The organism is Staphylococcus sp. MB377, from assembly GCF_001922505.1.
Classification (GTDB): Bacteria; Bacillota; Bacilli; order Staphylococcales; family Staphylococcaceae; genus Staphylococcus; species Staphylococcus haemolyticus.
On the sequence record NZ_MAON01000044.1, the window covers coordinates 11652 to 32829 of the forward strand.

Annotated in this window: 19 protein-coding genes, 2 tRNA genes and 1 pseudogene; 12 read left to right on the forward strand and 10 right to left on the reverse strand. The window is 31.2% G+C overall.

Translation table 11 applies throughout. From position 1 onward, the window contains the following. The first annotated feature begins 252 nt into the window (after positions 1 to 252). Entirely contained in the window at positions 253 to 4335 is a 4083-nt protein-coding gene (locus BB045_RS08635; protein ID WP_070678330.1) for a glucosaminidase domain-containing protein, read from the forward strand. A 284-nt stretch (positions 4336 to 4619) separates the two neighbouring features. Here BB045_RS08635 and BB045_RS08640 read toward each other — a convergent pair whose 3' ends face one another. Beyond that, positions 4620 to 5039: a MarR family transcriptional regulator gene (locus BB045_RS08640; protein WP_037535525.1), complete on the reverse strand. Its 420-nt coding sequence runs from the start codon at positions 5037 to 5039 to the stop codon at positions 4620 to 4622. 179 nt (positions 5040 to 5218) lie between these two features. Next, positions 5219 to 5657, reverse strand: a pseudogene (locus BB045_RS08645) (TspO/MBR family protein). A gap of 240 nt (positions 5658 to 5897) precedes the next feature. On the opposite strand from BB045_RS08645, the gene BB045_RS08650 reads away from it, so the two are divergent. Further along, positions 5898 to 6905: an acyltransferase family protein gene (locus tag BB045_RS08650; RefSeq protein WP_070441270.1), complete on the forward strand. Its 1008-nt coding sequence runs from the start codon at positions 5898 to 5900 to the stop codon at positions 6903 to 6905. Between the two features lie 126 nt (positions 6906 to 7031). Beyond that, the gene (locus tag BB045_RS08655; RefSeq protein ID WP_070581464.1) at positions 7032 to 8195 is read left to right on the forward strand and encodes an aminotransferase class I/II-fold pyridoxal phosphate-dependent enzyme; all 1164 of its coding nucleotides are present in this window, start codon (positions 7032 to 7034) and stop codon (positions 8193 to 8195) included. A 102-nt stretch (positions 8196 to 8297) separates the two neighbouring features. Here the strand turns inward: BB045_RS08655 and menB are convergent, their stop codons facing one another. Genes menB through BB045_RS08675 form a run of 4 tightly spaced genes read right to left on the reverse strand, consistent with a single transcriptional unit; the run spans position 8298 to position 12926 of the window. Beyond that, complete coding sequence (gene menB, locus BB045_RS08660) at positions 8298 to 9116, reverse strand: 1,4-dihydroxy-2-naphthoyl-CoA synthase (RefSeq protein WP_075140682.1); 819 nt, start codon at positions 9114 to 9116, stop codon at positions 8298 to 8300. Then, a complete protein-coding gene (gene menH / locus BB045_RS08665; protein WP_075140683.1) occupies positions 9109 to 9912 on the reverse strand; it encodes a 2-succinyl-6-hydroxy-2,4-cyclohexadiene-1-carboxylate synthase in 804 nt (267 codons plus the stop codon). The genes menB and menH overlap by 8 nt, the downstream gene beginning before the upstream one ends. After that, positions 9899 to 11569, reverse strand: coding sequence for a 2-succinyl-5-enolpyruvyl-6-hydroxy-3-cyclohexene-1-carboxylic-acid synthase (menD, locus tag BB045_RS08670; RefSeq protein ID WP_075140684.1), 1671 nt, complete (start codon positions 11567 to 11569; stop codon positions 9899 to 9901). Before menD ends, menH begins: the two co-directional genes overlap by 14 nt. Then, positions 11559 to 12926 (reverse strand): isochorismate synthase, encoded by a 1368-nt coding sequence (locus BB045_RS08675; RefSeq protein WP_075140685.1) that lies wholly within the window; start codon positions 12924 to 12926, stop codon positions 11559 to 11561. Before BB045_RS08675 ends, menD begins: the two co-directional genes overlap by 11 nt. 177 nt (positions 12927 to 13103) lie before the next feature. Between BB045_RS08675 and BB045_RS08680 the strand changes: the two genes are divergently transcribed. Next, entirely contained in the window at positions 13104 to 14042 is a 939-nt protein-coding gene (locus BB045_RS08680) for a 1,4-dihydroxy-2-naphthoate polyprenyltransferase (protein ID WP_070441284.1), read from the forward strand. Between the two features lie 99 nt (positions 14043 to 14141). Here BB045_RS08680 and BB045_RS08685 read toward each other — a convergent pair whose 3' ends face one another. Beyond that, on the reverse strand, positions 14142 to 14696 hold the full coding sequence (locus BB045_RS08685; protein ID WP_070441287.1) for a GNAT family N-acetyltransferase: 555 nt from the start codon (positions 14694 to 14696) through the stop codon (positions 14142 to 14144). 184 nt (positions 14697 to 14880) lie between these two features. Between BB045_RS08685 and BB045_RS08690 the strand changes: the two genes are divergently transcribed. Together BB045_RS08690 and BB045_RS12445 are read left to right on the forward strand one after the other, a co-directional pair. Next, positions 14881 to 15111 (forward strand): NINE protein, encoded by a 231-nt coding sequence (locus BB045_RS08690; RefSeq protein ID WP_070441290.1) that lies wholly within the window; start codon positions 14881 to 14883, stop codon positions 15109 to 15111. Between the two features lie 79 nt (positions 15112 to 15190). Further along, on the forward strand, positions 15191 to 15292 hold the full coding sequence (locus BB045_RS12445; protein WP_011276194.1) for an SAR1012 family small protein: 102 nt from the start codon (positions 15191 to 15193) through the stop codon (positions 15290 to 15292). 76 nt (positions 15293 to 15368) lie between these two features. Here BB045_RS12445 and BB045_RS08695 read toward each other — a convergent pair whose 3' ends face one another. Further along, positions 15369 to 15587 (reverse strand): IDEAL domain-containing protein, encoded by a 219-nt coding sequence (locus tag BB045_RS08695; protein WP_070441293.1) that lies wholly within the window; start codon positions 15585 to 15587, stop codon positions 15369 to 15371. A gap of 213 nt (positions 15588 to 15800) precedes the next feature. Between BB045_RS08695 and BB045_RS08700 the strand changes: the two genes are divergently transcribed. From BB045_RS08700 to BB045_RS08715, 4 genes are all read left to right on the forward strand, one after another. After that, on the forward strand, positions 15801 to 16385 hold the full coding sequence (locus tag BB045_RS08700; protein ID WP_011276196.1) for a competence protein ComK: 585 nt from the start codon (positions 15801 to 15803) through the stop codon (positions 16383 to 16385). Positions 16386 to 16537: 152 nt separating this feature from the next. Then, a tRNA-Asn gene (locus tag BB045_RS08705) sits at positions 16538 to 16612 on the forward strand. A gap of 3 nt (positions 16613 to 16615) precedes the next feature. After that, a tRNA-Ser gene (locus tag BB045_RS08710) sits at positions 16616 to 16704 on the forward strand. A 260-nt stretch (positions 16705 to 16964) separates the two neighbouring features. After that, positions 16965 to 17516, forward strand: coding sequence for an Ltp family lipoprotein (locus BB045_RS08715; RefSeq protein WP_070441296.1), 552 nt, complete (start codon positions 16965 to 16967; stop codon positions 17514 to 17516). 46 nt (positions 17517 to 17562) lie between these two features. Here the strand turns inward: BB045_RS08715 and lplA are convergent, their stop codons facing one another. Further along, a complete protein-coding gene (gene lplA / locus BB045_RS08720; protein ID WP_070441299.1) occupies positions 17563 to 18552 on the reverse strand; it encodes a lipoate--protein ligase in 990 nt (329 codons plus the stop codon). 200 nt (positions 18553 to 18752) lie between these two features. On the opposite strand from lplA, the gene BB045_RS08725 reads away from it, so the two are divergent. Further along, entirely contained in the window at positions 18753 to 18929 is a 177-nt protein-coding gene (locus tag BB045_RS08725) for a YkvS family protein (protein ID WP_070441302.1), read from the forward strand. A 16-nt stretch (positions 18930 to 18945) separates the two neighbouring features. Beyond that, positions 18946 to 19548, forward strand: a complete 603-nt coding sequence (locus BB045_RS08730; protein WP_011276203.1) for a CPBP family glutamic-type intramembrane protease — start codon at positions 18946 to 18948, stop codon at positions 19546 to 19548. 83 nt (positions 19549 to 19631) lie between these two features. Here the strand turns inward: BB045_RS08730 and BB045_RS08735 are convergent, their stop codons facing one another. Then, positions 19632 to 21143, reverse strand: coding sequence for a bifunctional metallophosphatase/5'-nucleotidase (locus BB045_RS08735; protein ID WP_070441306.1), 1512 nt, complete (start codon positions 21141 to 21143; stop codon positions 19632 to 19634). Positions 21144 to 21178 lie beyond the last annotated feature (35 nt).

Genomic DNA, 21178 nt, shown 5'->3' on the forward strand with positions numbered 1-21178 from the left:
ACTATTTATATTCTAAATTCATAGAGTACTTGTAATTAATTAAATAGACTATCTCATTTTTTTAATAGTAGCTTAAACTAATGTATTTTAAATTATCTGTGCTTCGTAATGTATTCCTTAGTAAAATCATAATTTGTTTACTATATGTAAGAAAGTATTAAAGTTAGTTTACAAATAAGTTAAATCTAATCATAGCCTTAATTTAAATACTATAATGAATTTGTAATATTAATAATAACGAGGAGTAACAAAATGACCAAAAAGTTTAATTTAAAATTTCCTTCGATGATTGCGATCACATTATTTGGTGCTGCATTTACTTCACAACATGCACATGCAGCTGAAGTGAATCAAAATTCGAATAATACAAATAATGTTATTGATGATCAACAGAATATAGAAAATGCTGAGCAAGCTAAAAAAGAAGTAACTAATTCAGCTCAAAGTGTATCAGGGGTACAAACGTATCAAAATCCTTCTGATGTTAAAGCATCTGTTGCTACAGAAAGCAAAACGTATGATGCTAAATTAGATAATTTAACTACAACAAAACAGACTTCACAAGATCAACAAAGTACGCAAAATCAAAGTACTGCTAACACAAACGCTACTAATTCAAATAGTGAGCTAGCTAAGGTTAAAGATAGCAAGCAAGAAGTTTCATCTTCAAATAAATCTGATCAAAATACTAATATCAATAACACACAAAGTAATACTGATGCTAATAAGAAAACATTGCAAGCTTCTAAAAACACTTTACCATCATCTCAAGTTCAGTCAAATGATGATACATCTGTTAATATTAATCAAAACACTACACAATATGTTAATAATCAAATTGATGAAAGTAGTTCTAACTCACAACAAGAGAATAGTTTAACTTCATCAAATAAAAATCAATTGAATTCATCATCTGTTACTCCATCACAATCTAATCAAGTGACTCAGTCTAACAACCAAATAGAGTCTAAGCAAAGCAGTGATAAGAAAGTTAGTACTTATAGTAATAATGATAATAATGCAACTCAAGTAAACGTAGATCAAGCTAAAACATCACAAGAAGCTAATACTAAGAATGCATCAGCATCAAAAACAACTCAAACATCTACATCTAACAGTACTCAATCAGGTTATTCTGAATTTAGATCTGTTGGTGGCAAAGGTGGTCCAGCAACTTCAGTAAAAACAGTTAAACGTTATGCAGCTAAAGCAACTACATCATCTTTACCGAAATATAAACCACAAGTAAGTTCATCAATCAACAATTATATTCGTTCGAATAACTTACAAGCATCTAAAATCGAAGAAAATTATTCATCTTATTTCCCTAAATATGGATATCGTAATGGTGTAGGTAAACCTGAAGGTATTGTAGTTCATGAAACGGCTAATGATAACTCAACTATTGATGGTGAAATTAATTACATGAAAAACAATTACAACTCAGCTTTCGTTCATGCATTTGTAGACGGTAACCGTATTATAGAAACTGCCCCTACTGACTACTTATCATGGGGTGCGGGTCCAAATGCTAATGATCGTTTTATAAATGTTGAAATTGTTCATACACATGACTATGCTTCATTCGCTAAATCAATGAATAACTATGCAGATTATGCTGCAACACAATTACAATATTATGGATTAACACCTAATAGTGCTGAAAATGATGGTCAAGGTACAGTTTGGACTCACTATGCAATTAGTCGATTCCTAGGTGGTACAGACCATTCTGACCCACACGCTTACCTACAAAGCCATAATTATACTTATAATGAATTATACGATTTAATTAATGAAAAATATTTAATTAAAACAGGCCAAGTAGCACCTTGGGGTACTACTTCAAGTAGTAGCTCATCTAATACCAATAAAGGTGGTTCAAGTAATAATGGTTCCACTACTACATCACCAAAATTAACTGTTAAGTCAAATAGTGGCTTAGCTCAAATTAAAACTGATAATAGTGGTGTTTACACAACAGTTTATGATGATAAAGGTAAAGCTACCAACCAAGTTCATAACACTTTATCTGTAACTAAATCTGCCACACTTGGTAAAGATAAGTATTATCTATTATCTGACTACAATAGTGGTAAAGTGTACGGTTGGGTTAAGCAAGGAGAAACCGTTTATAATACAGTAAAATCTCCTGTAAAAATAAACCAATCATATAATATAAAATCAGGTGCTACGCTATATACAGTGCCATGGGGTAACTATAATCAAGTAGCTGGAACTGTTTTAAAATCTAATACAGCACCATTTAAAGCAACAAAGTCTCAACAAGTTGGCACAGCCACTTATTTATATGGCTCTTTAAATGGTAAAAATGGATGGGTTAGCAAAGCATTTCTATCTAATATAACTAAACCATCTTCTGAAAGTAAAACACCTACTGTAGATAATACTTTAAAAGTATCGAATCTTAAGAATACATTAGGTCAGGTTTCTACTAAGAATAAAGGAACGTATACAACTGTTTATGATAAAAATGTGAAAGCTAACGCAACTATTGGTGGAAAAACGTACAACATAACTAAGAAAGCTACGTTGAACAATAAAGATTATTACTTAATTTCTGATTATAATGGTAATACTTCACGTGGTTGGGTACCTGTTTCAGAAATTTCTGTTAAAACTACAACACCTAACAAAACTAATGCCACTTATTACGATATTAATGGAAATGCAAATATTTACGACACACCTTGGGGAACAGCTAAACAAGTTAAAGCTACAGTACCTTCAAGTGGTAAACAGTTAAAATCAATTGATAACCTTAAAGTTGGTAACGAAACGTACTTACACGGTGTAATCAACAATGTTTGGGGTTGGATTAAATCAACTGATGTTAAACAAACACCTAAAGTAAATGCTAAATTTGCTGTAAACACTAAAGCTACTAAACCATCTACTGCATCAACTCAAACTGTGTCAAAAGTAGCTCAAGTTAATGCGAACAACAGCGGTGCACGTGCAACTGTTTATGATAAAACAGGTAAAAATGCAACTAAGTATGCTAATCGTACTTTCAACGTTTCTAAAGAAAAAACAATTGATGGTAATACTTATGTGTTACTTCAAAATACTACGACAAATACACCTTTAGGTTGGTTCAATGTCAAAGACTTGAAAGTTCAAAACTCTAGTTCTGAACAAAAAACATCAGGTACTTATAAAATTAACAACAAAAATAATGGTCTATACTCAATTGCGTGGGGTACAAACCAACAACGTTTAGATAATAAAGATTTAGCTAATAAATCAATTAAAGTATCTAAATCAGTTGTTATTGGAAACACAACTTATCTATACGGTACTGTTAACGGTAAAACTGGTTGGATTGCTAAGAATGACTTAACTTCATCAAATACTTCATCAGATAATGGTGAAAAATATCAATATGAATTTATTATCAACACAACTAATGGTTATTACTATGATGACCCTAGTACAGCTAAAGCAACTTCATTAAAAGCTTTTAATGAACAAATTTTCCAAGTAACAATTCGTAAAGTCGTTAATGGTAAAACTTGGTATTATGGTAAATTAAGTAATGGCAAATATGTATGGATTAAAGATACTGATTTGAAAAAAGAATTAGTTAAATATTCAAAATCATATAGAACATTAAATCAAGCTGTATCACTTCAACAAAATGCGTACGGGGCTCCACCACAAGTTCAAAGAAATGGTTATGGTTGGTCAAACGCAACTTATAGTGAAATTAAAAACGCTATGAACACAGAAAAATTAGCTAAAGATGATACGCTTAAATACCAATTCTTACGCTTAGATCGCCCGCAAAATCTTTCTGTAGCAAGTTTGAATCAATTACTTAAAGGTAAAGGTGTTCTTGAAAATCAAGGTCAAGCATTCAGTCAAGCTGCTGCTACTTCAGGTATCAATGAAATTTACTTAATTGCACATGCATTAATTGAAACTGGTAATGGTCAATCTCAATTAGCTAAAGGTGCAAACATCGTAAATAACTATGTTACTACTAATAGTGCTACAAAATATCATAATGTATTTGGTATAGCCGCTTTTGATGCTAATCCACTATATAAAGGTATTAATTATGCTAAGCAAGCTGGTTGGAATTCAGTATCTAAAGCGATTATTGGTGGTGCTAAATTTATAGGTAAAGACTATATTAAAGCAGGCCAAAATACGCTATATAAAATGCGTTGGAATCCAGACCACCCTGCTACACACCAATATGCAACTGATATTAATTGGGCTAATTCTAACGCTCAATATTTAAAACAACTTTATAATGAAATTAAAGCTGTTGGTAAATATTTTGATATCTCAAGCTATAGCAAATAAATAACTATATTTACTAATAAAATGAATGAGACATAAAATTCTCATTTGAATAACCAAGATTCTAGGACATTAAGTTCTTGGACAAATTAAAAAGACAATTTCTATTGATACACTATAGAAATTGTCTTTTTATAATTATTTTATTATATATATGTTGCTAGTTCGTACAATTTTAAATATTCAATTAAAAATTATATTCTTGTGCCCATTTAACTGTACTAAAAAAGCCCTATCGCTATAATGATCATTTGGCTAAATTCATTAAGACAATAGGACTCATTTATTTAAATATATATGTGACGACTATTTAGCTTATCTAATAGTTGATTTAAACTTTGTATTTCTTCCTTACTTAGACACTGACAACGCGCTTCTATTAACTCACATCTTGCCGTATTGATTTGTTGAATCAAATTACGAGCTTCTTCTGTTAGGCATAAGTCTTTGCAACGTAAATCTTCATGAGACTGTTGACTAGTTATATATCCTTTTTGCACTAATTTCTTAATCCATCTAGATACAATGGATTGCTCTCTACTAATCTTCATCGTTAAATCATATTGCGACAATCGATCATAACTATATAAAATTCTCAATAGTTCTAATTGATCATTTGTAATATCTGTACGCTGTCCAAAACGTCTATTAACCAAATTAAGGTCATTATTAGTTAGTGTAATAAGTTTTTCTAGTTGATTATACATTGTTGTTCTACTCCACATTTATAATTGATAATACTATTATACTATGATTTTTTATATGTCATGTACTTTCAATATTTTGTCACAATACAATTCTAAATAATTCAATTTTAATTTCATTAAGTTTTAAAGCATCTCGCTGAATATATATTTAAACTATGAATCATTGATATATTCCATTGCTATTTATAGTTTGGATTGTCCTTATTAAGGTAATAATTACCTGCATTTAAATAACTTGCAAATGCAGACCAAAGTACATATGGAATCTGTAATAATCCAGTCACTCGATGTATTTTAAACATTGATACTGCATTAGCAACTACTGAGATAAACAACATGATACTTTCAATTAATGCAATACCTCTTACTTTCTTTTTAAAATAAAGTATCGACCACAAATAGTTTAAAGTTAACTGCGTATAATGTGTCACTTTAATTCGAGTTGTCTTTTTTTATTTTTAGTAGTGATTAAATAAGAAACGCCCATTAATAAATATAATATTGGCCATACAATCGGAAATGTTTTTGTAGGTGGAGAAAATGGTGGTTTTCTAAAATTTTGTAGTCCTGTTGTGATTCCTTTGCTATGATTCGACCGATGATACTCCCACCTACCATTGGATGTATCAGCTTAATGATGTCTTTTAACGTGTTAATATTAATCCACTCCTTTAATGTGATAACTTGCTCTTCCTATTATGCAAATACTATTCATATTTAAATCTATTTTTTTAAAATCAAATAGAATTTACATACAAATAATAGTTATTACCCAACATTTCATCCTAAATTGTTGCATTTCAATGTTAATATATACTAAATTAAATACAGTTATTAATTAAAAAAGGAGACAATCGTATGTCGATGGATACAAAAAGAGATTACTTTTTCGATAACGCGCGCGCCATCCTTATCTTTTTAGTCGTATTCGGTCATATGATTCAACCTTATACTTCTGAAAGTAAATACTTATCTGCATTATATTTGTTAATTTATAGTTTCCATATGCCATCGTTTTTATTTATCTCTGGATACTTTGCGAAACATTTAGATAAACCACATTACCTAGAGAATGTAGCTAAAAAGTTAATTGCACCTTACGCTATATTTTATGCATTCTTTTCTATCTATTATTTTGTAACTGGTAAAAGTGATGCAATTCAAATGGACCCTTTTAATCCTGTATTTGCTTTGTGGTTCTTACTTACATTATTTTGTTTCCATGTCATCCTTGTCATAGTACGTCGCTATAAAGCATATTATGTATTACCTGTCGCTTTGATTATTTCAATACTTGCAGGTTTTTCTGATGATATCAATGGTTATATGAGTATTTCAAGAACAATCGTATTTTTCCCGATTTTTTATGTTGGTTATTTAACAACGCGAGCTCATACTCAATTATTGAGAAATAAAAAATTAAGGCTAATTTCAATCATTGTACTTATTATATTTTTCATCGTCTACTATATACACCCAATCAATTCAGATTGGCTTTTAGGTAGTAGTCCCTATACTTCACTTGAAAATAATAATGAAAATGTGTACAGCCCATTGAAAAGACTATTGCTATACTTCGTTATCTTTGTAGCTATGTTCTCATTCCTCAATTTAATGAGTAATCATAAACGTGTTTATACTTATATAGGAAATCGCACAATGTACGTCTATTTATTACATGGTTTAGTTATAGGTATAGTTAGAGGATTGGAAATATATCCTTTTAAAGATCATATATCAGTATTCACTTACGGTTATTTAATTCTCATTTCAGTATTAATTGTATATTTACTATCGACGAACCTTGTTTGTAAATGGACGAATCCTTTGATTAATTTAAAGAAACCTTCTTCTTTTAGAGGATAATGAAAAGTTAAATACAAAAGGACTTACCAAATTATGGTGACTAAAAAATATGTTATTATAAGATTATTCTAAAATTTTGTAGTAACATTTAAAGTTACTATAATTTGGTTTTTTGAGGTGTAAAAAATGAAACTATCTTTAAATACGAATTCCAAATTTTTAAGAGCACCAAGTATACGTCAGTTCTCTAATCGTATGAAGCACATTGATGATTGTGTGAATTTAACGATTGGTCAACCCGACTTTCCTATGCCAGATATGGTAAAAGAGGCATACATCAATGCGATTAAAGAAGATAAAACTAGTTACTCACACAATAAGGGATTGCCGGAAACTCGACAGGCAATAAGTAATTATTTCAAAAATAAGTACGGTTTTTATTATAGTGAAGAGGAAATCATTATTACGAATGGTGCGAGTGAAGCACTTGATACGTCATTGCGAAGTATTATCGAACCTGGAGATGAGATATTAATTCCAGGACCTATTTATGCAGGCTACATTCCTTTAGTTGAAACATTAGGTGGTAAGCCTATTTATATAGATACTACAAATACAGAATTTAAAATCACTCCAGAATTAATTGCGCAACATTACACTGATAAAACAAAAGCAATTTTGCTTAATTATCCTACGAATCCAACTGGTGTGATATTAGAACGTGATGAAGTAAAAGACATTGTAAATTATTTGAAACAAAAAGAAATTTTTATTATTAGCGATGAAATTTATGCAGAAAATACTTTCAAAGGTAATCATGTCTCATTTGCAGAATTTGAGGAAATTCGTGATCAACTATTACTTATTGGTGGGTTAAGTAAGTCTCACTCCGCTACCGGTATTCGTATAGGCTTCTTACTAGGTCCTGAGTACCTAATTGAAAAGTTAACATTTATGCATGCATATAATTGTATATGTGCAAATGTACCGTCACAAATCGCATGTATTGCTGCACTTAATGAAGGATTAGATGCGCCTCAATATATGAACCGAGCTTATATAGAGCGTCGTAACTATTTAGTAAGTAAATTAAAAGAATTGGGTTTCGAATTGGATGCTCAACCAGAAGGCGCTTTTTATATATTCCCAAGTATTCGTAACTATACTTCTGATGATTTCGATTTCTGCGTCAAAGTGCTTGAAGAAGCACACGTAGCAATGGTTCCCGGATCATCATTCACCGATATGGGTAAAGGTTATATTCGTATCTCTTATGCATATGACATGGATGTTTTAAAAGAGGGTATGCGTCGATTAGAAAGATTCTTAAAAGCAAATTACAGTATATAACTTTAATTAAAAAAGGACACTTAAAATAGTGGTTAACTGTCAATCAGTTTATCACTATATAAGTGTCCTAAAATTATACTTTTTTATATTACCGTTACTGATTTATGGGAATTTAGGAAATTGATCAAAGTCTGGATCACGTTTTTCTTTAAACGCGTCACGACCTTCTTTAGCTTCATCAGTAGTGTAGTAAAGTAATGTAGCATCTCCAGCCATTTGTTGTAATCCAGCCAAGCCATCAGTATCCGCATTCATAGCAGCTTTTAAGAAACGTAAAGCTGTTGGAGAGTGTTTCATAATTTCTTTACACCATTGAACTGTTTCATCTTCGATTTGATCTAATGGTACCACTGTATTAACTAAGCCCATGTCTAAAGCTTCTTGTGCATTATATTGACGACATAAGTACCAAATTTCACGTGCTTTTTTATGACCAACGATTCTTGCTAAGTAACCAGAACCATAACCAGCATCGAATGAACCTACTTTAGGACCTGTTTGTCCGAAAATAGCATTATCAGCAGCGATTGTTAGGTCACATACTACGTTTAATACGTTACCACCACCGATGGCATAACCTCTAACCATTGCGATAACTGGTTTAGGAATGACACGGATTAAACGTTGTAAATCTAATACATTTAAACGTGGGATTTGGTCTTCGCCTACATAGCCACCATGTCCACGTTTCTTTTGGTCACCGCCAGAACAAAATGCTTTGTCACCTTCACCCGTTAAGATGATTACAGAAATGTTTTGATCATCACGTGCACGACTAAATGCATCAATCATCTCAGCTACTGTTTTAGGTGTAAATGCATTTCTTACCTCAGGTCTATTAATCGTTACTTTAGCAATTCCTTCGTAGAATTCATATTTTATTTCATCATATTCTCTAAGTGTTTCCCACTGTCTATTCATTTTGCTCCTCCTTTAAAAAACCTAATACTATTGTATCAAATTCCGCTTTATCTTCCACATGAATTGTATGACCTACATTTGAAAAAGTATGGATTTGACTGTATTTCATATCCTTATTCATAGCTTGTCCAGTTTTCACAAATTTTTGGTCTAATTCACCAGTTAAAATAAAGCAAGGTATTTGAATATTACCAATTTGTTCCCATAAATTAGGCATTTGACCAGTGCCATAATCACGCAAAGCTTTTGCTAATTTATGTGGATCTTGGGATAATCGCATTTCTCTTATAGCCGACTTTTTATCTTTATCTAGTTCATATTGCGTATAAAATAATGGTAATTTTTCCCAATCATTAACGAATACCTCTAACCCAGCAATATCTAATACTTTTGCTCTTGCTGCATCTATTTGTTGACGCTCATGTCGATTATTTTCATCTTTAATTCCTGGAGAACTACTTTCAATTATCAATTTTGACAAAGAGCATTTCCCGTACAACGCATAATACAATGCCACTCTGCCACCCATTGAATATCCGAGTAAAGTAATATCATAAGATTTGTATATATCTAATAACTCATCTAATTGTGTCGTAATGTATGGAAAGTCCCAAGTTACATCAATTGGTGATTGATCTTGTCCATGCCCTGGTAAATCGATTGTAAGAACATTAGCCTCTTGTGAAAAATATTGAACATCATCATTAAACGTACGACTATCACTAATAAAGCCATGTAAAAGTACTAATAACTGATTTGAATTATTTTGTGATTGATAGAAGTTATAGTGTAACATTTAGAATACCACTCAATTTCTTATATAGAATTTGATGTTGTGACATATTGTCATCTCGATTTGTTACCATTTCGTAAATATGTGAATTCATATGTGATAGCTTTTCTTGAGTGAAATCTGCCACATTATTAAATCGTTTGAATGTAAAATCATAAAGCAAGGCTGTATACTCAAAATTCAATCCAGTCGGCGTTCCAAACAAACGTTCAAAATATGCTTCAGCAGATGCTTTTTGTGGAAGATATGAGAATATACCGCCACCATCATTATTAAGTAAAACAATATTTAAATTAATATTATTAATTTTAGCCATTAAAAGACCATTCATGTCATGGTAGAATGCTAAATCGCCGATTATCAAAGTGATTTTCTTGTGTACAGCCATTCCAATAGCAGTTGATACAACTCCATCGATACCATTTGCACCGCGATTAGCATATACTTCAACTTCACTATTATAAAGTAGATTATCGACATCACGAACTGGCATACTGTTACTTACAAAAATAGCATCGTCTTTAGTTAATTTATCAATTAATATTTTTACAAATGCCGCTTCATCTGTTGCATTTGTCATATGTTTATCGATTGTATTTCTAGCCTGTGATTCAAGTGTTCGCCACATGTTTATCCAGTCTTTTCGATCGACAGCTGTTTCTTCGATAAGATTTCTAAAGAAATCATTTGCAGATATTTCATATGAAATACTCGGTGGCGTTGGAAATACATCTATCTTGTCATTATTCTGCACTAAAATTTGATATGCATTTGTGCGCTTAAGCCATTGATTTAATTTTTTTGAGATAACAGGTTTACCAACTCTTATTACGAAATCAACATCTAAGTCGAGACCTGCACGATAGTATAAATCATATGTCGTAATCACATTTGGATGATTATACTTACGTAATTGACTTAATGGATCTGCAAGTATAGGTATGTCATGCACGGTCGCATAAGTAAGTATTTGATCGATAGCTTGATGTTGCATATCACCAACTATTATTAACCCTTTTTTCTCTTTTAATATATGTCTGATGTCTTGAACATTAATATTTTTTTGATAATGCGGCAGCTTTTTAGAATAAGATGTTAGCCACTTTTGTCTTTCTAAGTTAGGTGTTAATGGTTCTCTAAATGGTAAATTAAAATGAATAGGACCTCTATGTGGACCATATAGATACTGACTTGCAATTTGCATTTGATAATAAATTGCGTCTAGCACGTAATCAGTACCATCTGCTACAGGCATATCAAATTGAAAATTAACATAATTTGCGAACATATTAACTTGATTAATTGCTTGTGGTGCCCCCACACTTCTTAATTCATGTGGACGATCACTTGTTAATACAATTAAAGGTATACGACTGATTTGGCTCTCTGCAATTGCTGGTGTATAATTTGCCGCCGCAGTGCCAGAGGTACATAAAATAGCTACAGGGCGTTCGCTACCTTTTATTAAGCCTAAAGCAAAAAACGCTGCACTACGTTCATCAGGATGTATCCATGTCTTAATATTAGGATGTGCTTCAAAAGCAATGGCCAATGGCGTTGATCTTGAGCCGGGACTAATTACAACTTCACGTACGCCATAGGCATATAACTCCGAAGCAAATGTATATACTTGTTTTGTTAGTGCGTCATTATGATTCATTCTTATCCACTACTCCTAAAGCATTCATCATCGGTGAAAATTTAACTGCAGTTTCAGCTAACTCACTATCAGGGTCAGAATCTTTTACGATACCACACCCTGCAAATAACGTGGTTTGATTTTGTTTTATTAACATTGAGCGTATTGCTACAATAAATTCACAATCATCATTCATGTCGATATAACCAACTGGTGCGCCATATAAGCCTCGTGTTCCAAATTCATTTTCTTCAATAAATTTAAGTGCTTCATTTTTAGGGTAGCCACCTAAAGCTGGTGTAGGATGCATTTCATCAATTAATCCTATAAAGGAATTGTTTTTTAACTGACCTTGAATTTGAGTATATAAATGATATAGATGGTCGTTTTTTAAAATATTAGGTGAATGATTATATTCAATATTATCAACATAAGGCGTTATGTCATCTAGAATACTTTTAACTACAAAATCATGTTCACCTAAATTCTTTTTATCTTTTAGAAATGCTTGTATATTTCTTTCATCTTCGTCTATGTCGTTAGATCGCTTAATTGTACCAGCTACAGCTTTTGTAGATAGAACACCGTCTTCTACTTTTAAAAGTTGTTCTGGCGTTTGTGAAAAGAATACAGATTGATTGGATTCTAAAATGAATAAATAGCTGTTTCTTTCACTTTGTAATGCTCGATTAAGCACATAAGGTATATTAATTGGTTTATCAAATTTAATCATACGACGTCTTGCAAGAACGATTTTTTTAGTTTCATCAAGCTGAGCAATCGCATCACTAACGAGTTCTTTCCACTCATCAACATAGATATCTTCCATTCGTAAGATATTCCCCATTGTTTCAACAGGTTCAGCTTTAGCAATTTGAGTTTCTTCAAAGTAATTTACTACTTCTTTAAACTGTTCAATATCAAATTGGGCTCTTTCAACTGTATATGTCAGATAAGTAGTTTGTCCGATATTTGATATTAAAACTTGAGGTATCACAAAATGATTAATGCCAAATTCACGCCATTCATCATCAGATTTATGGCTAGAAAATTGAAATCCACCAATGACTTTCAAATGATGCTTTTCTATATCCGGGTGTACCAATTCAATATCTTTTTTAAATTTTTCCCACTCACGAAAGATCGATTGCTTATTATCAAAGTTATTTTTGAATCTTTGAACAGCATGATAGCCGAAAAATGAAGACGTATTATCATTTAAGCGAAAATAAAAGCGATCTCCTGCCTGAGATTCTGTTAAATTGAATAATTCATCAGGTGTAAGTTCTCTATCAATTTTCACTTCAACAGATACCCAGCTTTTGTTACTTTCATATATTGACTCAATAATGTCATCTTCCTTTATATTCGCAGCCATTCATTTCACTTCTTTCATTATCTATTTTTTCTCATTACAATATTGTATCATTTTTAACTATTTATGGTGGCATAATTGCTTAATCTTCTAGAGAAATATTTTACCTTGATTGACCTTTATTTACTATTCCTTTAAAATACATATGTTAAAAAAATACAATAAGAGGTAGATTAAATTATGGCAAATCAATATCAACAATATTCTACTGTTAGAAAATATTGGCATTTGATGCGACCTCATACTTTAACTGCTGCTGTTGTACCAGTTTTAGTTGGTACTTCAACTGCAAAACTTTTTTTATTAGGTAGTCAAGATAACATCAAATTCATGTTATTTATTGCAATGTTAATCGCTTGTTTACTTATCCAAGCTGCAACAAACATGTTTAATGAATACTATGACTTTAAAAAAGGTTTAGATGATCACACTTCCGTTGGTATCGGTGGTGCTATCGTAAGAAATGGTATGAGTCCAAAACTTGTCATGAATCTAGCAATTGCTTTTTATATCGTTGCTGCATTGCTTGGTATCTTTTTAGCAGCGAATAGTTCATTTTGGATCATTCCAGTAGGAATCGTCTGTATGGCAATTGGCTATTTATATACAGGTGGTCCAATGCCAATTTCTTGGACGCCTTTTGGTGAACTGTTTTCTGGTTTATTCATGGGTATGATTATTATTTTATTAGCGTTCTTCATACAAACTGGCAATATCAATAGCTTTGTGGTTTGGATTAGTATTCCAATAGTAATTACAATTGGTCTAATTAACATGGCTAATAATATACGCGACAGAGTCAAAGACCAAGCGAGTGGACGTAAAACTCTACCTATTTTATTAGGTAAACGCGCCTCAATTACATTTATGACAGTTATGTATATCATTGCATACGTTTTCGTTGTCTATACTGCATTATTTGTAGATGGTGGTTCACTATTTTATCTACTTGTCTTGTTATCATTCCCTATGCCAGTTAAAGCCATTCGTCGTTTCAAAAAGAATGATACACCTGCAAGTATGATGCCTGCTATGGCTGCAACTGGAAAAACAAACACAATTTTTGGTGTATTATACGCTTTAGGTATTTATATTAGTGCCCTATTAGGTGGCATTTAATATATCCTCAGATAAATTTAAAATATTTCATTGTAAGATGATACGGAGTGAGTCAATGAAACTAATTATAGTTTCTGTCTCCTCCGTTTTATTTTTTGCCTATGATGAATAGACCATATGTAAATATTGATGGCCATACAACTCTATATCCTCAGTCCATTTAAAACCTAAACGTTCGTATAATTTCTTAGCTCTTGGATTATCGTAGTCACAACTTAAGCTCCACTTTCTATCCGGGTATGTAGATATTAGATAATTAAATAATTTAGTTGCAATACCCTGTCCTCTATATTCCGAGAATGTTGCAACAGCCTCAATGTACCATTCATCATCTTTAGATTCTTTCAAAGGTAATGGCGTACCTATTGCTTTTATGTCCTCTTCCAACGGCAATTTATTCCATGCTGCTTCTAACTCTAATTCTTTATCACCCTTATATGCTATGATGCATCCTGCAACATGATTGTCTTGCTCATATACCCAAATGTTATTATAATTCGTTCTATAATTAATATTGACTATACTTTCTTCAATTGCATGAATAACACGTTCTTTAGTGATTTCTTGTACAATATCTAGTTCCATATCATGCCAAATGATATAACATAATTCCGCTATTTGCTTACTGTCGCTCGGACGTGCTTTTCTGATCAATTTACCATTCTCCTCTCCATAAATTTGTTAACTTTATTATATAAAATTTACAAATATTAATAAATTAATTGCAGCAAATTAAAACATTTTAATTGTAATTATAATCATTTTTTCAATCACCTCAGTAATATTTGATTTAATTTTTGAAATGCTTAAAATATGAGATTAAGGAGGTAACATAGTTATGAGAGTTAATAAAACATTATATGTATTATGTTCTTTATTTTTGGGTGGTGTCGGCATTCATAAATTTTACGCAGACAAAGTGTGGCAAGGCGTGCTTCATTTAGTGTTCTTTTGGACTACTATTCCAACCATTATTTCAATTATCCATGGTATTATCATAATCTTTACAACTAAAGCTGATGAAAATGGCTATATATTTATACCAAATAACCGCCATCCAAAAATTTAATCAGTAATTTTAGAAATTATCTTTAATAATGTGTAGAACGGGTAAACTCAAATAAACATAAAAAAAGGAGTAAGCTAGTATGAATATTATCAAACGCGTACTTAGAATTGTTATAACAGGATATTTAGTAAAATGGATTCGTAATAAAATTGAGGGAAAATCAAACGGTGGTCAAAAATAAAATATAAAAAGGTCTATTCGCTAACTTTGATTTAAGTAGTGAATAGACCTTTTATAATGAGTTACAGGATCCTAATTTACTCATTGAGAAATGCCTCCAGATTTTTATATTCATTAGTAAAGTTAATAAAATCTTCCTGGTTCTTATTAATCAACGCATCATCAATCAATTTCATTAACTGTTTCTTTCGTCCTTGACGAAGCGCCTCTTCAATGACTAGCTCAACGCCTAAATCATTAACTGTCGTTACAAAATCTTCTAGTGTCGTATTTTTGACATTCGTTTTGTGATTCATTGTAATCACTGCCTTTCTTTTTTTGTATAAGGATAGTATACAAGCTTATATTTTTTAAATCAATAGAATATTCTGACTTTTCGCAAAAATAAGTGTAATTTTATATGTAATGATTACCTTGACAACATATAAAAATTTTATATAATAAATTTATATTATTAATCGTTGAGTTTTTAGCGCTTAATAATGATATAAATTTAAGGAGGTTAAGAGATGACAAATATTTCTCAAAGCCAAAATACTGTATATATTATTCGAAAAGGAGATATGATAATCAAACCCGTCATTGATGATTATGAGCAAACAAAAGGATCTGAAATATGGAAATATGATTCTACAATAGTTTCAAGCCCATTCAAAACTCAAAAAATCGTCGAACGCTCATGTAAATTTTATGGTAATAGCTATATTAGTAAGAAATCCGAAACACAACGAATTGCCGGCATTACTAGTAAACCACCTATTTTATTGACTCCTCTCTTCCCCACTTATTTTTTCCCTACGCATTCAGACCGTTTAGAAGAAAACATGTGGATTAATATGCATTATGTACATGAAATTAAGCCTCTTAAAAATCGAAAATGTAAAATTATTTTTGCAAATCATCAAACATTAACACTTAATGTTTCCTACCACAGTATTTGGCACCAATACTCTAACTGCATTTTTTATTATTACATGGTCGATAAACAATCTCGTATGAAGTCAAACAATCCAGAAATGCCAATTGATTATGAAAAAACGACTTTAAATATTTTCGAAGCACTTTCACATTATTCACTATTACAAGATAAATAGTTTTACGTTTAATTTTAAATCATACGGGACTTTTATATTAATATAGTGTAAATGTTCCGTATATTTTTTAAATATAATCCCTTGCAAATTTTAAGTTTATTGATATAATAATATTTGTGCTCATAGAGATACATTATATAAATACATATTATTCCGCAGTAGCTCAGTGGTAGAGCTATCGGCTGTTAACCGATCGGTCGTAGGTTCGAATCCTACCTGCGGAGCCATATGGAAACGTACTCAAGTTGGCTGAAGAGGCGCCCCTGCTAAGGGTGTAGGTCGCGAGAGCGGCGCGAGGGTTCGAATCCCTCCGTTTCCGTCATTTTAAACCCTCCATTTATTGGAGGGTTTTTTACATTTCTATTTTCCACTCATAAAATCTAATTTACTCCTTTTGCATTTTCAAATAAATTATCTATTAAATTATTAATTTACTCTTTAGCATTAATTTAATGTTAAAACTTACATTAATTTAAAATATTAAAACTTTAAAATTTAAAAATATTTCGTTCCATATGTCTAATTTATATAATATACTTATTTGTATAAAATATAAATTTTAAAGGAGAATGTTAAATAATGGCTGATCGACATTTTGAGAGCAATGAAGCGCAAAGACAATGGCAACAATTTCAAGATTACCAACAGCATAAGTCCAATAAGAAAAAAGGATGGTTATGGGGATGTGGTGGTTGTGGTGGTTGCCTAGTTTTATTAATCCTTATCATAATAGGAATATCAGCTTGTACTGCTTCTTTTAGTAATTCTAATAATAGTCTTAATTCTAATAATACTGAGCAACAAAGTTCAAATGATTCTGATGCTACTAGAGAACAAAAATCGGCTCTTAATAAAGCTAAGACATATTCTGATGTTATGCACATGTCTAAACAAGGTATTTATGATCAATTAACATCTGATGCAGGAGAAAAATTCCCAGAAGATGCTGCTCAATATGCAATTGATAATCTTAAAGTTGATTATAAGAAAAATGCTTTAGAAAAAGCTAAGGATTATGCAAATCAACAAGATATGTCTAATGATGCAATTTATGATCAACTCACTTCTAGCTACGGTGAAAAGTTCACGCAAGAAGAAGCGCAATATGCTATAGATCATTTAAATAAATAAAAATATAGCGGCTATAGGTTAAATCCTATATAGCCGCTTAGTTATATTAATAAGACATCAATTTTAAAATATCTTCTTTTTCAATAGCGCCGAAATAATGATAGAAATCAAACTCTTCCATTGCTTCTTTAATGTGATTGTAATCATGCAACACACCTACAAGTGCGTTCTCCAACTCTGTTACATCACCTTCACCAAAGAAATCTCCGAATATTCTAGCATGTTCAATTTTGCCTTTTTTAACATCAAATTTGACTTGTACAAATCCTTTTTCAAATTTTTCATCGCGTTCAAAATTATACTTAGGATTTCGACCGTAGTTCCATTCCCAGGTACGGTATTTCTCATTACTTAATGCTTCTATATTCTTCCAATCTTCGTCTGTTAACTTATATTCTTCAACTTCATGTTCACCAAAAATTGTTTTTAGAATGATTTGTTTAAAGTCATCAATTGAAATCGATTCTTCTAAAAATTCATCGATATTTGCTACACGCTTACGCACTGACTTAACACCTTTAGATTGAATTTTTTTAGGATTAACTTTCAATGCATTTTGTACTTCTCCCAAGTCACTATTTAACATTAATGTACCGTGACTAAACATTCTATCTTTAACTTTAACCATGGCATTCCCTGAAATTTTAGCTTGCCCTACTTGAATATCATTACGACCAGTCATTTCAGCATCTACACCCATTGATTGAAGTGCTTGTACAATTGGCTCTGTAAACTTTTTAAAATTATGGAAGCTATTACCGTCATCATCTGTAATAAAACTAAAATTTAGATTTCCTTGGTCATGATATACAGCGCCACCACCTGAAATACGGCGTACAACATGTATGTTATTTTCATCTACATATTGTTTATTAACCTCTTCTATAGTATTTTGATTTTTTCCGACAATGATAGACGGTCCATTTACATAAAATAGAAAGTAACTGTCATCCGAAGGTAAATGTTTTAACACGTACTCTTCCATGGCAAGGTTAATTGTAGGATCAATAATATTATTATTGCTTACAAATTTCATCTATATCTCTCCTTTGACTCTCTCGTATATGCCCTTAGTTTAGTTATGCCTTATATTTAGTTATTTTGCCAATTATTTACTCAAATTTGACATTATTTTCATAATTAAAATATTATTTGCCATTTTTAGCATATATTTGTTTATTATTATGCAAATTTTTAGTACAATATAGCCTAGTTATGAATTTAGGAGGACTCCGTATGACTGTTGCAGAAGTAGGAAATATCGTAGAATTTTATGACGGTTTAAGAGGCCGTGTTGAGAAAATTAATGACAATTCAGTTATTGTAGACTTAACAATTATGGATAACTTCAATGAATTAGACTTACCAGAAAAAACAGTTATTAATCATAGACGATATACTATCGTTGAATAAGAAGGTATACATTAAAATGAAAAATATATCAAAAGCTTTAATTTGGTTTATAGCAAGTTTCATTGTATTCCATTTGATTTTATTTGTTATGTGGGGAGAGCATCAAGAATACTGGTATCTATACACTGGTATTATGTTAATTGCAGGCATTAGTTATGTATTTTACCAAAGGGACATAGAATCTAAAAGACTTTTAACTTCTATCGGAGTTGGTATCGCTACAGGTATCGTCTTGGTTATAATACAATTAATTTTTTCATTACTTTCACCACAAATAACATATGCAGAACTTATTAAAGAATTATCAAGAACAGGTGTTTATTTCAAATGGCAAATGTTAGTGACGTTAATTTTTGTAATTCCTTGTCATGAGTTATACATGAGAACTGTTTTGCAAAAAGAACTGACTCAATTTAAATTGCCTACTTGGTTAATCATCTTGATTACTGCATTATGTTCTAGTTCTTTATTTATTTATTTAGATAAATGGTGGATAGTAGCATTTATTTTTGTAGCTCAATTAGTATTATCATTGAGTTATCAATATACGCGTCGCATCGTAACTACCTCTTTAGGACAAATTGTGGCAATTATACTATTATTAATATTTCATGGATAAAAAACTTTTCTTAGTTTTAACTAAGAAAAGTTTTTTTGAAGTAAGTTACAATTTAAATACGTTTACTTATATGAGTACTATTTTTAATACGTTACTGAAAAATTAGAGTCCAACTTTAAATAATAATTAGGTTGATTTAGCTTTTCAGCGATAAGTGAACTCATCGGTCGATCATATGTGGAATGAAGTATTGATTCATCTTCCAAGTATTGACGATAATTTCTATAACAATAATCTGTCATTGTAACTCTATACTTTTCATCTAACTCAATATTTTTTATATTAACTCTATCAAAACGAGGCGCTAACATATCTACCTCATAATCAAATCCTTGCCACAATGTACATAATGTTTCATCAATAATAGTCATACTTAATTGATCTTGCTCAAATTGAATATAAGAATAAGTATATTCAAGCATCTTTTTAATTTGATGGCCTCTAAGTGTTATATCTATTGCTTTATCAGGATGTGGATAAGCATTATAGACACCCTCATTAGTCACTATACCTTTTAATCCCTTTTCGCCATTTTTAGGCACGTTAATACAAGTAATATTATTCTCATAGGCTAAATGTAGACTATCATGTAATAATTGTATAAATGGGTGTGGACTACTTAGTAAGTCTTCCAAGCCATTAACTTGTAAATCGACTTTATTCTCTGAAACAATATCCTTTGACCAATGTTCTAAGGCTTTACGATCATAATACGTTGTCTCAAGTAATTCCTGATCTTCTGGATACTCACTTAAATTAATTACTGTAGATTCAATATCTTCTTTTTCGAACGAGTTCGTACGTTTTTTAAATTTAATTTTGACGTGTACTAACTCTTGAGCATCTTGTCCTGCTTGAACATACACTGTTTCAAAATCATTACCTATAATCGTTTGATGCTGGTGCGCTGTTATCATTAAATCGATCACACCTATTTCCTTCATTATTTTTTCCGCTTCATGAGAACCTTTTCTATGTCTTGTATTCGTTTGATTTATTTTATATAGTCCTCCATGATAGATTACAATTAAGAAGTCAGGATGTTCACTTTCATGTATATATCTAATCCAGCGTTTAGCAGATAATAGTGCTTTTTCAATACTAACCTCTTTCTCCATTTCAGCGAATTCGTTTTTCATTAATCCATCTGCAGTTAAACCTACAATTGCGATTCGAACATTATCGTATTCTTTAATTATATAAGGTGTTGAGAAGTATGGTTCCTTTGTTAATGCAAATTCTATATTCGCAGATAACCATTGAAACCTTGATAGTGATACTGCTTTAGTCAAAAATGATAATCCAAATTTAAAATCATCCGGACTTATACCACTAGCATCATACTGCATAGCATTCATTAATTTAATCATAGGATGACGTTTATAGGGTGCGACAATAGCATAATAATGCGCAGCCAATGAGCCAGCTACACTTCCCCCACTATCTAATAAAATGACTTTATCATTGTTTTCTCTAATATTTTTAACATAGGTACCAGCACGATATATATTTGATCCAAAATCTCCATTCATAAAATGACTATGCATATCGGATGTTGCCAAGATATCTATATTTATATGTTCATTTTTCTCCAATTTACACACCCCTTATTTAAAGCTAGTTTAACATT

Bases quoted from the DNA above. Each gene is read 5' to 3' on its own strand.
- BB045_RS08635 (WP_070678330.1), top strand. From the start codon at position 253: ATGACCAAAAAGTTTAATTTAAAATTTCCTTCGATGATTGCGATCACA.
- BB045_RS08640 (WP_037535525.1), bottom strand. From the start codon at position 5,039: ATGTATAATCAACTAGAAAAACTTATTACACTAACTAATAATGACCTT.
- BB045_RS08650 (WP_070441270.1), top strand. From the start codon at position 5,898: ATGTCGATGGATACAAAAAGAGATTACTTTTTCGATAACGCGCGCGCC.
- BB045_RS08655 (WP_070581464.1), top strand. From the start codon at position 7,032: ATGAAACTATCTTTAAATACGAATTCCAAATTTTTAAGAGCACCAAGT.
- menB (WP_075140682.1), bottom strand. From the start codon at position 9,116: ATGAATAGACAGTGGGAAACACTTAGAGAATATGATGAAATAAAATAT.
- menH (WP_075140683.1), bottom strand. From the start codon at position 9,912: ATGTTACACTATAACTTCTATCAATCACAAAATAATTCAAATCAGTTA.
- menD (WP_075140684.1), bottom strand. From the start codon at position 11,569: ATGAATCATAATGACGCACTAACAAAACAAGTATATACATTTGCTTCG.
- BB045_RS08675 (WP_075140685.1), bottom strand. From the start codon at position 12,926: ATGGCTGCGAATATAAAGGAAGATGACATTATTGAGTCAATATATGAA.
- BB045_RS08680 (WP_070441284.1), top strand. From the start codon at position 13,104: ATGGCAAATCAATATCAACAATATTCTACTGTTAGAAAATATTGGCAT.
- BB045_RS08690 (WP_070441290.1), top strand. From the start codon at position 14,881: ATGAGAGTTAATAAAACATTATATGTATTATGTTCTTTATTTTTGGGT.
- BB045_RS12445 (WP_011276194.1), top strand. From the start codon at position 15,191: ATGAATATTATCAAACGCGTACTTAGAATTGTTATAACAGGATATTTA.
- BB045_RS08695 (WP_070441293.1), bottom strand. From the start codon at position 15,587: ATGAATCACAAAACGAATGTCAAAAATACGACACTAGAAGATTTTGTA.
- BB045_RS08700 (WP_011276196.1), top strand. From the start codon at position 15,801: ATGACAAATATTTCTCAAAGCCAAAATACTGTATATATTATTCGAAAA.
- BB045_RS08715 (WP_070441296.1), top strand. From the start codon at position 16,965: ATGGCTGATCGACATTTTGAGAGCAATGAAGCGCAAAGACAATGGCAA.
- lplA (WP_070441299.1), bottom strand. From the start codon at position 18,552: ATGAAATTTGTAAGCAATAATAATATTATTGATCCTACAATTAACCTT.
- BB045_RS08725 (WP_070441302.1), top strand. From the start codon at position 18,753: ATGACTGTTGCAGAAGTAGGAAATATCGTAGAATTTTATGACGGTTTA.
- BB045_RS08730 (WP_011276203.1), top strand. From the start codon at position 18,946: ATGAAAAATATATCAAAAGCTTTAATTTGGTTTATAGCAAGTTTCATT.